The 13,260-nt window shown below is 69.9% G+C and carries 10 protein-coding genes; 6 read left to right on the top strand and 4 right to left on the bottom strand.

Annotated features, from left to right (window positions below; genetic code table 11):
- Window positions 1–337: 337 nt before the first annotated feature.
- Window positions 338–1,825 carry an alpha/beta hydrolase gene (locus tag ACBJ59_RS53965; protein WP_375117774.1) on the top strand — a complete coding sequence of 496 codons (1,488 nt, stop codon included), beginning with the start codon at window positions 338–340 and terminating at the stop codon, window positions 1,823–1,825.
- 329 nt (window positions 1,826–2,154) lie between these two features.
- Here the strand turns inward: ACBJ59_RS53965 and ACBJ59_RS53960 are convergent, their stop codons facing one another.
- From ACBJ59_RS53960 to ACBJ59_RS53945, 4 genes are all read right to left on the bottom strand, one after another.
- Window positions 2,155–2,928 (bottom strand): MBL fold metallo-hydrolase, encoded by a 774-nt coding sequence (locus ACBJ59_RS53960; RefSeq protein ID WP_375117773.1) that lies wholly within the window; start codon window positions 2,926–2,928, stop codon window positions 2,155–2,157.
- Window positions 2,929–3,043: 115 nt separating this feature from the next.
- Complete coding sequence (locus ACBJ59_RS53955; RefSeq protein WP_375117772.1) at window positions 3,044–3,907, bottom strand: hemerythrin domain-containing protein; 864 nt, start codon at window positions 3,905–3,907, stop codon at window positions 3,044–3,046.
- Window positions 3,908–4,365: 458 nt separating this feature from the next.
- Window positions 4,366–4,812, bottom strand: coding sequence for a DUF4383 domain-containing protein (locus ACBJ59_RS53950; RefSeq protein ID WP_375117771.1), 447 nt, complete (start codon window positions 4,810–4,812; stop codon window positions 4,366–4,368).
- Between the two features lie 567 nt (window positions 4,813–5,379).
- Window positions 5,380–5,667, bottom strand: a complete 288-nt coding sequence (locus ACBJ59_RS53945) for a HesB/IscA family protein (protein WP_375117770.1) — start codon at window positions 5,665–5,667, stop codon at window positions 5,380–5,382.
- A gap of 396 nt (window positions 5,668–6,063) precedes the next feature.
- On the opposite strand from ACBJ59_RS53945, the gene ACBJ59_RS53940 reads away from it, so the two are divergent.
- From ACBJ59_RS53940 to ACBJ59_RS53920, 5 genes are all read left to right on the top strand, one after another.
- Complete coding sequence (locus ACBJ59_RS53940) at window positions 6,064–7,101, top strand: NAD(P)-dependent alcohol dehydrogenase (RefSeq protein ID WP_375117769.1); 1,038 nt, start codon at window positions 6,064–6,066, stop codon at window positions 7,099–7,101.
- A gap of 104 nt (window positions 7,102–7,205) precedes the next feature.
- A complete protein-coding gene (locus ACBJ59_RS53935; protein ID WP_375117768.1) occupies window positions 7,206–9,035 on the top strand; it encodes a glycoside hydrolase family 15 protein in 1,830 nt (609 codons plus the stop codon).
- Window positions 9,032–10,402: a glucose-6-phosphate dehydrogenase gene (locus ACBJ59_RS53930; RefSeq protein ID WP_375117767.1), complete on the top strand. Its 1,371-nt coding sequence runs from the start codon at window positions 9,032–9,034 to the stop codon at window positions 10,400–10,402. The genes ACBJ59_RS53935 and ACBJ59_RS53930 overlap by 4 nt, the downstream gene beginning before the upstream one ends.
- Window positions 10,402–12,171 (top strand): IlvD/Edd family dehydratase, encoded by a 1,770-nt coding sequence (locus tag ACBJ59_RS53925; protein WP_375117766.1) that lies wholly within the window; start codon window positions 10,402–10,404, stop codon window positions 12,169–12,171. The genes ACBJ59_RS53930 and ACBJ59_RS53925 overlap by 1 nt, the downstream gene beginning before the upstream one ends.
- Window positions 12,158–13,174, top strand: coding sequence for a C-terminal binding protein (locus ACBJ59_RS53920; protein ID WP_375117765.1), 1,017 nt, complete (start codon window positions 12,158–12,160; stop codon window positions 13,172–13,174). Before ACBJ59_RS53925 ends, ACBJ59_RS53920 begins: the two co-directional genes overlap by 14 nt.
- Window positions 13,175–13,260 lie beyond the last annotated feature (86 nt).

Below are 13,260 nucleotides of genomic sequence, written 5' to 3'. Positions count from 1 at the left end.
GCCTCCGACCAGCAAGAACCCAGCACACAGGCGTGGACACACGACTCGCAGGCTCTCCCACGCCCGTTGTCCCAGGTCAAACACCCAATTCAGCGCTCTCGTCTGCCCACTAACTGCGAAACTCGGGTGAAGGAGCGCGCGGTGGGATCGGCGTGCTTTGTTCGGTGGCGGCGGGCGTCTTGTAACGATCACGCAATTCGGCTTCGTCGGGATGTGGATGACCTGCAGGTCCCGGAGCAACTGACATTCGTCATGTCTGGCGATTCTCCAAAGTCACCCGTAAGTGGTGTTAGCTGCCACTACAGGGCCATATGCCGTAGAAACCATGCTTGTTAATATGAAGCAGCGCATCGTGACATTCCTCCTCGGCGCGGCGGTCCTCGTCGGCTGCGGTGTTACCAGCAAGCCGGCCCATAATGAGTCGGCCCCCAAAGAGTCGACACCGTCGAAGCCCGCGGGCACGATCGCGTGGACCGCGTGCAAGGACCTGATCGGCCTCGACGGCAGGCCCGCCACCCCCGCCCCCGGCGTGGAATGCGGCACCGTCAAGGTCCCGCTCGACCATGCCGACCCCGGCGGCGAGCAGATCGACCTCGCCCTGATCCGGATGAAGGCCACCGGCGAGCGCCGCGGCTCGCTCGTCTTCAACTTCGGCGGCCCTGGCGCGTCGGGGGTGGACACGATGGCCATGGCCGCCGCCGCCTTCCGCACCCTGGGCCGTAACTACGACCTGGTCAGCTTCGACCCTCGCGGGGTCGAGCGCAGCGCCGGCGTCAAGTGTGGCGGCCAGGTCGAGAAGCTGCTCAAGGCCATGAACGACGCCGAGAACGGCGACCGGTCGGCCAAGGAGTTCGCCGCGGCGTGCGCGCAGGACTCCGGCAAGATCCTGCCGTACGTGGGCACTGTGCAGGCCGCGAAGGATCTCGACCTTGTCAGGGCGGCCGTCGGGGACGAGAAGCTCAACTACTTCGGACTGTCCTACGGCACCCACCTCGGCGCCGTCTACGCCACCCACTTCCCCAAGAACGTCGGCCGCTTCGTCCTCGACGCCGCTCTCGACCCGACGGTCTCCTTGGAGGAGCGGGCGGTCACCCAGGCGACCGGCTTCGACCAGGCCTTCGAGGCGTTCGCCAAGGACTGCGTGGCGCAGAAGTGCGACCTCGGCGCTGCCCCGGCCACCGTGGAGCGAACCGTCGAGCAGGTGCTCGACGGGCTGAAGGACAAGCCGCTCAAGGTGGGGGACCGCGAGCTCACGTACGTGCTGGGCCAGCACGGCGTCATCGCCCCGCTGTACGCCAAGGCCACCTGGCCGGCGCTGGAGAAGGCCGCCGCGGCGGCCGTCAAGGGGGACGGCACCGCGCTGCTCGCCATGGCCGACGCCTACATGGGCCGGAAAGCGGACGGGACGTACTCGACGATGCTGACCAGCCTGACCGCCATCAACTGCGCCGACACCGCTGAACGGCCCAGCGCCGCCGAGGCCGTCGCGATCAACGAGAAGGTCAGGAAGGTCTTCCCGATCCTGGCGACGGAGGGCACGGCCGTGTTCTGCGCCCACTGGCCGGTCAGGGGCGACAACGCGGCCAAGCGCATCGACGCCACGGGCTCGGCGCCTATCGTAGTGGTCGGCGGCAAGGGGGACCCCGCCACGCCCTACAAGTGGGCCACCACGTTGACGCAGCAGCTCAAGACGGGCGTCCTGGTCACCTACGAAGGCGAGGGGCATGGCGCCTACCTGAGCGGAAATGGGTGCGTGATGAGCACGGTGGAGTCGTACGTGCTGGACGGCAAGGTGCCGTCCCCGAACACCACCTGCGCGGCCTGACCCTCCCCGCGAATGCCCCGACCGCACCACCGGCCGGGGCATTTCCGGCTGCCAGGACAGGCCGACCTCCGCCGGCAGGAGCGGCACCCACTCGGGATCCCGGAGCAGGGCGACCGAGCTGACGCCGTACGCCCGCGCCGAGCACCAGACCGCCAAGCTCGGCGGCACCACAGCCTCGGACCTGGAGCACGCGCGCCGCTGCTGGAGGGCGGTACGCGAGTCGATGCCCCTCCCGACAGCACGCCGGCGCCCCCGCTGACGATCTCTCGGCGCTGCCTCACAGAATCGCTCGCTGATCAGGGCGGACGATCCTCGAATGCTCTTCCCCGTCAGACGGTCGTGGCCGTGTCGAGTTCCTCCTGCCTGGAGGGGATCAGATTCGTCGCGGTGAGCTGGAAGGTGTCCCCGTCCGCGGGGAAGTGGATGTTCGGCCGGGTGGAGGAGGTGACGTCGTCGTCGCGGTGGGTGGCCAGGAGGGGCAGGTCGGGGTGGCGGTCGGCGAGGGCTTCGACGTCTTCCAGCCCCATGTGGCCGGCTTTGCTCTGGTGGAAGCTGGTGTCCAGGACCAGGGCGGAGCTGTGGCCGGCTAGTTCGTCCACCGCGGGGCAGTGCACGGTGTCGCCGGTGTAGCCGAGCCGGGTGCCGTCCTCGTCGGTGATCAGATAGCCCTGGGAGGGCACGGTGTGCTGCGTGTGCAGGGCGCGGATGGTGTAGCCGTAGCCGGACCAGTCGCCGCCTTCCTCGCCGAACTCGACGAAGCGCGGCCGGGTGCTTTCCTTCATGTGCGGCCAGCTGCCGGGATAGGCCAGCTCGAACAGCTGCTCCACGCGCTGGGCGAAGCCGGTCGGCCCGATGAGGACGAGTTCGCTGTCGCGCTTGCGCAGCAGGCCTTGTTCGAGGAACAGGAAGACGATGTCGAAGAAGTGGTCGGCGTGGTAGTGGGTGATGAGGCAGATGTCGATGCCGGTCGGGTCGAGGCCGTGGCGATGCATGGCCTTCATGGCCCCGTTGGGGGCGTCGATCAGAATCGTGTCGTCGATGAGGGCTGAGGCGCTCATCTGCTTGCTGAGGATCGATCCGGTTCCGATGAGGTGAAGCTGCACGTGGGCTCCCTCGGGTTGGGGTCGGGCGGCGTGCCGGAAGGTGGACGACGGTGACGGGCCACCTCTGTGATGGGTCCAGCACGCCCATCACTTCGCTACCCTCTGTAACTGATCGTCACTCATTCGGATGTCCGCAGCTCGCAAGGGGTCGGCCATCGCCGGTGCCCCTCCGCCATGGACATGCCGCTGGCCGGGCTACCCACGCGCCCCTCACCGGACGGTACTTCACTCGTTGATCACCGCCGAACCGATCGGAGGAACCATGCCCGACATCACCTTCGACCACGCCGCCACCAGCTACAGCCTGGCCCACGCCCGCTGCCTGGCGTACGCGGCCGACCTGGCCTACAAGGACGAAGAGCGTCGCGGTGACGGGCTCGCGTGGTGGGGGAGCTGATCCCAGGCTCTCGTCCGGCGGTGCCGCGGCCTTTGCCAGGGCTTTCTCGAGCTCCTTCTTGCTCATGCGTGATCGCCCGGGAATGTCGGCCTTGCGCGCCCGCTCGTACAGCTCCGTCTTGGTGGGTTCGCCTTCGGCGGAGGTCGCGCGGGCCTTGCTGGGGGCGGTGAGCGCGCGCAGCTCCTGCTGGCGGCGTTGCTGGAACGTCTTGCCCAGGTCGCGCAGCTCCCGTTCGTCTGTCATGCGGGCGAGCAGGGGCAGAAGGGCGCTCTCCTCCTCCTGTACGTGGTGGCTCACCGAAAGAGCCAGCAGGGCGTGGGCATTGGTGAACTCCGCGCTGCCCGGCTGGGCCCGTTTCAGCGCGTCCAGCAGCACCTCGGCCTCCTTGTGCTCCTCCAGGCCGTGGTGGGCGTCGAGACGGGGGTAGATCACGTCTTCCTCGGCGCGGGCGTGGGCGGTGAGCAGGGCGTGCAGGGCAGCTACGATGGCCCGCCGATCGCCCTTGCCGCCGGTCAGCTTGGCGAAGAGCTCCTCCACCTTGCGGTGGTCGGCCTTGATGAGGCTGATGACGTCGTCTGCCATGGCCGTTCGCTACCCCGCTCAAGCAGCACCAAGCGCCGTCTTCAGGGCAGGACGACGATCTCGAAACAGGTCATCGGAGGGGTGCACCGGCCATGGCCCGGAGTTTCATCCCCTGAAGTCCGAATGTCCCGGCTGTCGAATCCTGATTCGTCCATGCGGAGCCCTCTCTGGTCGCGTGCAGGCCCCGAGGCAGGCGGGTTTTCGTGCATGCCGTGGTCCTCCGCGCGAGCCGAGGTCACACCGACGAACCCGCCCAGCCCGGCGCCGGACAGCTCGAGTCCCTTTCGGGTCGTCAGGGGGTTCTTGCCCATGGCCTGGCGGATGACGGCGCCGCCTTCGAGCCGAACAAGGACTACATCCGCGAGCTGATCAGCCGTCTCCGGCGTGGCGCCCGGGCTCGGGATGCGAGCCTGCGGCAGCCCCGGCTCAGGGTACGAAACCGCGCGTCCTGGCTGCACTCACCGCGCCGCGGAGGCACGTCGGCGGGACAGGAGAAGGCCGAGGGCGATCATCCCGACGGCCAGGATGAGGTGCAACCAGTTGTCGGCCGTGTTGAGCGGGACGAAGTTCGCCGGGCTGTTGTGTCCGATCAGCAGGCCGTAGATCCACAGCAGCAGGTAGACGAGGCCGCCGCCGATGAGGAAGCCGCGGGCGCCGGACCAGGTTCTGGACAGCAGGATGCCTGCGACCCCGAACAGCAGGTGGACGAGGTTGTGCAGGATCGATACCTGGAACACGTTGAGCAGCAGCGCGCCGGACTGGTGGCCCGCGAAGGCCATCTCGTCGTAGTGGGTCGTGATGCCGGGGACGAACCCGAGGAGGCCGGCGAAGACGAACACGGCGCCGGTGACGAATGCCGCCAACTGGACGGGGCTTCTACCGGCGGCGGTACGAGGGCTGTCCATGAGGCCGCCTGAGGGGTGTCACCGAGCGCCTACCCCGAGGGGACAGGTCCAGTCGCGCCGTTCGTGGCCGGCCATGCGCGGCGGAGTCACCGATCAAGGCCGCCGTCCACGCCGGTCAGGAACTCGCGGATCGTGCTTTGTCCGCTGGTATGGGACGACAGCGGCGGCGTGCCGCCGGCCGGTACGCCTCACCGGCGTCCCCGGCATGCCCGGCCTGCGAACGAAGCCCTGGGGCGTCCGGCACGTGTCCCGCTCGCGCCTGAAGATGGAGCGGGGGCGGAGCCGTACGACCGGGGCCTGCGGACGGTCGCGCTCGAAGGTGTCCGCTTCGGAGAGGGCGGCCAGCCGTGCGTCGGCCGGTCCTCGGTGACCGGCGCGTCCTCGGGGCTGGGGGAGTAGGCGCTGGATGCGGCGTCGCGTTGCCGGTGGCGACGTCCGGCCGCTGCCAGGTCGTCCTGTCCGGACGCCGGCCGGGCAGCCGGCGGGCCGGCCCGAGGACGGAGGTGCCGTGGGGATCGGCGGAAGGGACGTCGATCGAACTCCACCGAAGAGCCGAAGAGCCGTGCTTCAGGTCTGGGGGATGATCCGGAAGGATGGCCGGTCGTCATCGATCTCCGCGTCGAGGGTCTTGTCGTCCAGGAAGGTAGCGGCGGTCGGTTCGAGGTACACCCGTACGCCCTCTGCCTCGAGTATCTGATCGTTCGGGTGCGGGCCACCCGAGACCGACAGCTCGAGAGATCTGCCGGAGCCGTTGGTGGAGGAGGCTGCGATGCGCAGCCCGGTGTCCGGCGGGGTTTCCGGTTGGGTGGTCAGATCGCGTATCGCCGCAACCGCGTCGGCGGTCAGCGTGAGCACGGCAACTCCTCGAGCTCGGCGGACTCCGTGGTCGGCGAGGAGCGGTTGCCCGCTCCCTCGCCCTTGTTGGCTTGCCCGTGCTGGACCAGCCAATAACCCCATTAAGGGGCAAATGGTGTCAATATCGACGTGCCGGCCCGGCTGTCACCCGATGACCCCGCCCCTGGCCGAAGCTCGATACCAGCGGATGGCGGCCGTTGCGGCCCGCGCGACCGCGCGGGGGTGGGACTGGTGCTGTGACATGGCCCTCGCCGCGTGCGGGGTCCGCCGACAGCCCGCAGGGAAGAGGCCGAAGTTAAAGGCCGAGACCGGCGGGGTAGAGCTGGGCATGTTTGCGGCGTACTCGGCGACGCTGGACATGGGGGAACATTCGGGGGCACGATGCAGGCGTTCGTGATGAAGGAAATCGGACGGGTCGGCTTGGTGGACAAGCCCGTCCCACGGCCAGGTCCGCTGGATGCCGTCGTACGGACGACCGCCGCCCTCATCTGCACCTCCGACTCCCACACCGTCAAGGGCGGTATCGGGCCGCGGGAGAACCTGACGCTCGGCCACGAGGGCGTCGGCGTGGTGCACGAGGTGGGCGGCGAGGTGACGGCCTTCCGGCCGGGCGACCGGGTGCTGGTGGGCGCCATCACCCCCGACTGGGGCGATCTTGCCTCCCAGAACGGTCATCCGTCGCAGTCCGGCGGACCGCTCGGAGGGTTCAAGTTCGCCAACTCCAAGGACGGGGTCTTTGCCGAGTATTTCCACGTGAACGAGGCCGACGCGAATCTGGCGAGGATCCCCGACGGCGTGCCCGACGAGATGGCGGTCTACTGCGCCGACATGCTGTCGACCGGGTTCATGGGCGCGGAGAACGGCAACATCCCCATCGGCGGGACGGTGGCCGTGCTCGCCCAGGGCCCGGTGGGCCTCATGGCCACCGCGGGCGCCAAGCTGCGCGGCGCCGGCCTGGTCATCGGGGTCGAATCGGTGCCCAGCCGGCAGAAGCTCGCTCGCGACTACGGCGCCGACGAGATCGTCGATTTCACCACCGAGGACGTCGTCGAACGCATCCTTGACCTGACCCGGGGGCAGGGCGTGGACACCGCCATCGAAGCCCTCGGCGCGGACGTCACCTTCCAGACCGCCATAAAGATCACTAAACCGGGTGGGACGGTGTCCAACATCGGCTATTACGGAGAAGGCGAGTTCGTGCGCATTCCCCGTATCGAGTGGGGCGTCGGGATGGCCGACAAGACGATCGCGACCGGCCTGTGCCCGGGTGGCAGGCTGCGCATGGAACGGCTGCTGCGCGTTCTGCAGAGCAAGCGGCTCGATCCCACGCACATGACCACCCACACCTTCCGCTTCGAGGAGATGGAGCGCGCCTTCGAGGTCTCGGACAGGAAGCTCGAGGACATGGTGAAAGTGCTGATCACCTTCTCGTGACGGAAGCTGATCATCGTCCAGTATGGGAAAGCGGCGACGTCCGCCTGCCAGGAGCACCCCCCCTTCTCCGATGGTGCACGTCGGCACGGAGGAGAAGGCCAGGCATGCTCGATCTCGATCCACCCTTTCGCCCGGTGCGCCGCCAGGAGGGCTATCTGGCGCTGGAGGACCTGGGCCTCATCGGCGACGGCACGACGGCGGCGCTGGTCGGCCTCGACGGTTCGATCCCGTGGCTGTGCCTGCCCCGCTTCGACAGCGACCCGCTGCTGTGCGGCCTGCTGGATCACGAGCGCGGCGGCCACTTCACGTTGACCGTGGACGACCTGCGCGAGGCCCGGCAGTTCTACGAGCCGGACACCGCGGTGCTGGTGACCGAGTTGCGCGGCCCGACCGGCCTGGTCCGGATCACTGACGCGCTGGCCCTGCGTGCCGACGCGGACCTCAGCGACGACGCGGGCGGCGGCCGGGCCGAGCTGGTCCGGTCCGCGGTCGTCCAGGCCGGGACCGTGCGGCTGCGGGCGGAGCTGGAGCCGCGCGGCGGCGGGCAGGCCCGGGCCCTTTACGGCGGTCTGGAGATGCGCGTCTCCCGGCGGCCCGACCTGCGGCTGCATCTGCGATCCAACCGTCCGCTCACCGGCCCGCGCACCGCGCACGACCTTCAGGAGGGCGACCGCCTCGATCTGGTGCTGTCCTGGGGCCGCATCCACCGCCATCACCGCTTCGACCCCGAGGCGATGCTGCGGCAGACCGCCGAGGCCTGGCGGCGCTGGATGCGCAAGTGCAGCTACCGCGGCCCGCAGGAAGCGCTGGTCCGGCGCTCGGTGATCACGCTGAAGCTGTGCGACGACTGGGGCAACGGCTCGCTGGTCGCGGCGCCCACGTCCTCGTTGCCCGCGCCGATCGGCGGGGTGCGCAACTGGGACTACCGCTACACCTGGATCCGCGACGCCGGCTACGCCGTGTTCGCGTTGCGCCGCGTCGGCTTCGACGAGGAGGCCGATGCCTTCCTCGGCTGGGTCCTGGACGCCTTCGAGCACACTCGCCACCCCCGCATCATGTACACCCTCGGCGGCGAGCCCGTACCGGAGGAGATCCACGACGCCGAGCTGGAGGGCTACCGGCGCTCGGCCCCGGTGCGCTGGGGCAACGGCGCCGCCGACCAGCGCCAGCACGACGTCTACGGCGAGGTGCTGGACTGCGCCGACCAGTGGCTGCGCCCCGGCCGCGAGCTGCAGCCGGCGCTGTGGTCCGGTCTGGGGGAGCTGGCCGAGGCCGCCGCTGATACGTGGCGGCAGCCGGATCAGGGCATCTGGGAGGTACGCAGCGAAGGCCGGGTCTTCACCTACTCGACCGGGATGTGTCAGGTGGCCCTGGACCGGGCCGCGGCCATCGGCGAGCGGTTCGGCGTGTCCGGGCCGATCGCGACCTGGCGCGCCACCGCCGAGAAGCTCCGCCGGCTCATCCTGGACCAGTCCTGGGACGAGAAGGCACAGTGCCTGAGCGAGCACCTCGACGGCGGCGGCGGCCTGGACGCCAGCCTGCTCGCACTGCCGCTGCGCAAGGTCGTACCGGCCGACCATCCGCGGATGGCGGCCACCACCGCGGCCATCGCCGAACGCCTGTCGGCCGGTGACGGCCTGCTCTACCGCTACCTGCACGATCACTCACCCGACGGCCTGCCCGGCGACGAGGGTGCCTTCGTGCTGTGCAGCTTCTGGTTGGTCGACAACCTGATCCTGCAGGGTCACCTGGACCGGGCCGAGGAGCTGTACGCGTCGCTGTGCGCCCGCGCCAACCCCGTCGGGCTGCTGCCCGAGCAGATCGACCCGGCCACGGGGGCGTTCATGGGCAACTTCCCGCAGGCGTTCAGCCACATCGGGATCATCGCCAGCGGCGTCAACCTCGCACGAGCGAAAGCAGGTATGACAGCATGATCAACCGGCTCGTCGTCCTCGGCGCCACCGGCGACCTCAACGCCCGCTATCTGCTGCCGGCCCTGGCCGCCCTGCGCGCGGCCGGGCACCTCCCTGACCGGTTCGAGCCCATCTGCGCCGACCGGCAGAACCGGACCGACGAGGAGTTCCGCCGCTGGGCGTCCGCCCAGCTCGACCGGCACGCCGCGACGGAGCCCGGCGAGGCCAGGAAGGCGATCGCCGACTCCGCCCGATACCGGCAGGCGGACGCCACCGACGCCGCTGACATCGCCTCGCTCGTCGCCGGTGACGGGCCCGTCGCCGTCTACCTCGCCCTCCCACCGGCGATCTTCCCCGGCGCGGTCGCCGCCCTCGGCGCCGCGAACCTGCCGCCGGGCAGCCGGATCGTGCTGGAGAAGCCGTTCGGCGAAGACCTCGACAGCGCGGTGGAGCTGAACCGGCTGCTGGTGGGGGTCGTGCCCGAGCAGGCGGTGTTCCGCGTCGACCACTTCCTGGCCATGACGACCGTCCAGAACGTGCTCGGCAGCCGCCTGGCCAATCGGGTGCTGGAGCCCATCTGGAACAGCGCGCACATCGCCGAGGTGGAGATCGTCTGGGACGAGTCGCTCGCGCTGGAAGGCAGGGCGGGCTACTACGACGGCGCGGGCGCGCTCAAGGACATGGTGCAGAACCACCTGCTCCAGGTGCTGTGCCTGGTGGCCATGGAGCCACCGCTCAGCCTCAGCGAGCGTGACCTGCGCGATCGGAAGATCGACGTGCTGCGCTCGGTACGCCCCCTCACGGACGACGATGTCGTACGCCACACCCGCCGCGCCCGCTATCTGGCCGGCCGCATCGCGGATCGTGACGTTCCCGCCTACGCCGAGGAGGAGGGCGTGGACCCGGGGCGAGGCACCGAGACCTTCGCCGAGGTGGAGCTGGCGCTCGCAAGCTGGCGCTGGTCCGGCACGACCTTCCGGCTGCGCACCGGCAAGGCGCTCGGCCACGACCGCAAGGAGGTCGCAGTACGGTTCCGGCCCGTGCCGCACCTGCCCGCCGGCCTCGGCGAGGAGGCCGCGCCCAACGTGCTGCGCTTCGGCCTGGAGCCGGAGAGCATGACCCTGGCGCTGACCGGCATCGGCTCCGGCACCCACACCCTCGCCCCGCTCACGCTCGGCGCGCAGCTGGCGCCTCCCGACCTGCCCGCCTACGGCCGCCTGCTACTGGACGTGCTGCACGGGGACGCGGCCCTGTCCATCCGCGGCGACGAGGCCGAAGAGGCCTGGCGGGTGCTCGCGCCGGTCATGTCGGCCTGGTCCAGGGGCCTGGTGCCACTTGCCGAATACCCGGCCGGATCGGACGGGCCGACCGCAGAAAGGAGGAGCTGATGCCGCCGACGGAACATGCCGCAGGCCGCCTGCGCAGCCAGGCCTGGTGGGACAACGCGGGCAATCCGGAGATGACAGCCCTGTATCTCGAACGTTTTCTCAACTTCGGGCTGACCCCGGCCGAGCTCCAGTCCGGCCGGCCGATCATCGGCATCGCCCAGACGGGCAGCGACCTCGTTCCCTGCAACCGCCACCACCTCGCCCTCGCCGACCGGGTCAGGGACGGGATCCGCGACAGTGGTGGCATCCCGCTCGAGTTCCCCGTCCATCCGCTGCAGGAGACCGGTAAACGCCCGACCGCCGCACTGGATCGCAACCTCGCCTACCTCGGGCTGGTCGAGGTGCTCTACGGATATCCGCTCGACGGGGTCGTCCTGACGACAGGCTGCGACAAGACCACGCCCGCGTGTCTGGCGGCGGCGGCGACGGTGAACATCCCGGCGATCGTCCTGTCCGGCGGGCCGATGGTCAACGGCTATCACCAGGGCCGGCGGATGGCCTCTTCGGGCTCGGGGCTGGTGATCTGGCAGTCCAAGCGGCTGCTGGCCACCGGGGAGATCGACTACGCCGAGTTCATGGCGCGCGTGGCCGCCTCCGCGCCCAGCATCGGTCACTGCAACACGATGGGCACCGCCCTGTCGATGAACAGCCTGGCCGAGGCCCTGGGCATGTCGCTGCCCTGCTGCGCGGCGATCCCGGCCCCCTACCGCCGGCGAGCGCAGATGGCCTACGACACCGGCCGCCGGGCGGTGGACCTCGTACGCGAGGACCTCACCCCACGCAAGATCATGACCTTGCCGGCCTTCGAGAACGCGATCGTGGTCGCCTCGGCCATCGCCGCCTCCACCAACGTGCCCATCCACATCAACGCCATCGCGCGGCACGTCGGGGTGCCGCTGACCATCCACGACTGGCAGCGGGTCGGAGCCGACATCCCGGTGCTGGCGGACGTCGCGCCCGCCGGCGAGTTCCTCGGCGAGGACTTCTACCGCGCCGGCGGCGTCCCCGCCCTCATGCGGACATTGCTGACGGCAGGGCGCCTGCACGGCGACGCCGTGACCGTCTCCGGCCGTACCGTGGCCGAGAACCTGGCCGACGCCCCGCCCGCCGACCCGACGGTCATCCGTCCCTACGACGAGCCGCTCGCCGCGCGCGGCGGACTGCTCATCATGACGGGCAACCTGTTCGACTCCGCGGTCATGAAGACCTCGGTCCTCACCGACGACCTCCGCGCGGTGGCCGACTACCGCGCCATCGTCTTCGACGGGCCCGAGGACTACCACGCCCGCATCAACGACCCCGAACTGGGCATCGACGAAGGCTGCATCCTCGTCATCCGCTACACCGGCCCGATCGGCTACCCGGGATCGGCCGAGGTCGTGAACATGGAGGTGCCCGCCGCGCTGCTCCGCCTGGGCGTCACCACCTTGCCCACGCTCGGCGACGGCCGGCAGAGCGGCACCTCGGACGCCCCGTCCATCCTCAACGCCAGCCCCGAGGCCGCGGCGGGCGGCAACCTCGCCATCCTGCGCACCGGCGACCGCATCCGGATCGACATCGACAACGCGCGGGTCGACGTCCTGCTGACGGATGACGAGATCGCCGCGCGGTGGGCGGCCTACACACCGCCGGCCCTCGACAACCAGACACCGTGGCAGGAGATCTACCGCGCCACGGTCGGGCAGCTGGACACCGGAGGCTGCCTGGAACTCGCCGTGTCCTACCAGGATCTCGTACACACCAAGGGGATTCCCCGTGACTCGCATTGACGCCAGAGGCACCATCATGATCGCCGACTCCGACTTCGGCGACGTGGACATCGAACGCGAGATCGTCGAGGGCGCCGGATTCGAGCTCCTCGCCGCACAGTGCAAGAGCGAGGACGAGGTGATCGAAAAGGGCCGGGACGCCGACGGCGTCCTGACCCAGTACGCCCGGGTCGGTGCCCGCGCCATCGACGCGTTCACCCGGTGCCGGGTGATCGCCCGCTACGGCACGGGCGTGGACATCGTCGACGTCGACGCCGCGACCCGGCGGGGCATCCAGGTCACGAACGCGCCGAACGAGTGGTGCGCCGAGGAGGTCGCCGACCACGCCGTCGCGCTCTGGCTGGCCGCCGCCCGCAAGATCTGCGCCTACGACCGGGCGACCCGGCAGGGCGTCTGGCAGTGGCAGAGCGGGGAGCCGATCTGGCGGCTGCGGGGACGGGTGTTCGGGCTGCTGGGCTTCGGTGCCATCGCCCAGCTCATCGCCGAACGCGCCAGAGCGTTCGGCGTCGAGGTCTGGGCGCACGATCCGTTCCTCGACGAGTCCGAGCTCCGATCGCGCCACGTGCTGCCGGCATCCTTCGACCAGCTCGTGGAGGGCGCCGACTACCTCGTGGTCCAGGCGCCGCTCACGCCCGAGACACACCACACCTTCGACCGTACGACGCTGCGCAGGATGAAGCCGACCGCTGTCCTCATCAACACCGCGCGCGGCCCGATCGTGGAGGATGCGGCGCTCCACCAGGCGCTCACCGAGGGATGGATCGCCGGCGCGGCACTGGACGACCTGGAGGAGGAGCCCGCGAAACAGCGCGACTGGTCTCCGCGCAACCCCCTCTTCACGCTGCCCAACGTGATCGTCACCCCCCACGCCGCCTACTACTCCGAGCAGGCCATCACCACAGTGCGGCGCATCGCCGCGGAAGAGGCCGTACGGGTCCTGACCGGGCAGAGCGCCCGCAGCCCGGTCAACGACGTGCCGGCCGACTCTGAGGAACCCGGGTAGGGGATCGCTGGTAGGGGCGGCGCGATGGCTTTCGTCAAAGTTCCTTCCGCGTATCGCCGCACTCCCGCCACTCACCCACCAGGAGC

This window comes from Nonomuraea sp. MTCD27 (genome assembly GCF_041950495.1).
GTDB lineage: Bacteria > Actinomycetota > Actinomycetes > Streptosporangiales > Streptosporangiaceae > Nonomuraea.
The sequence above is the reverse complement of the archived record's forward strand: the minus strand, read 5'-3'. Positions and strand labels throughout refer to the sequence as shown.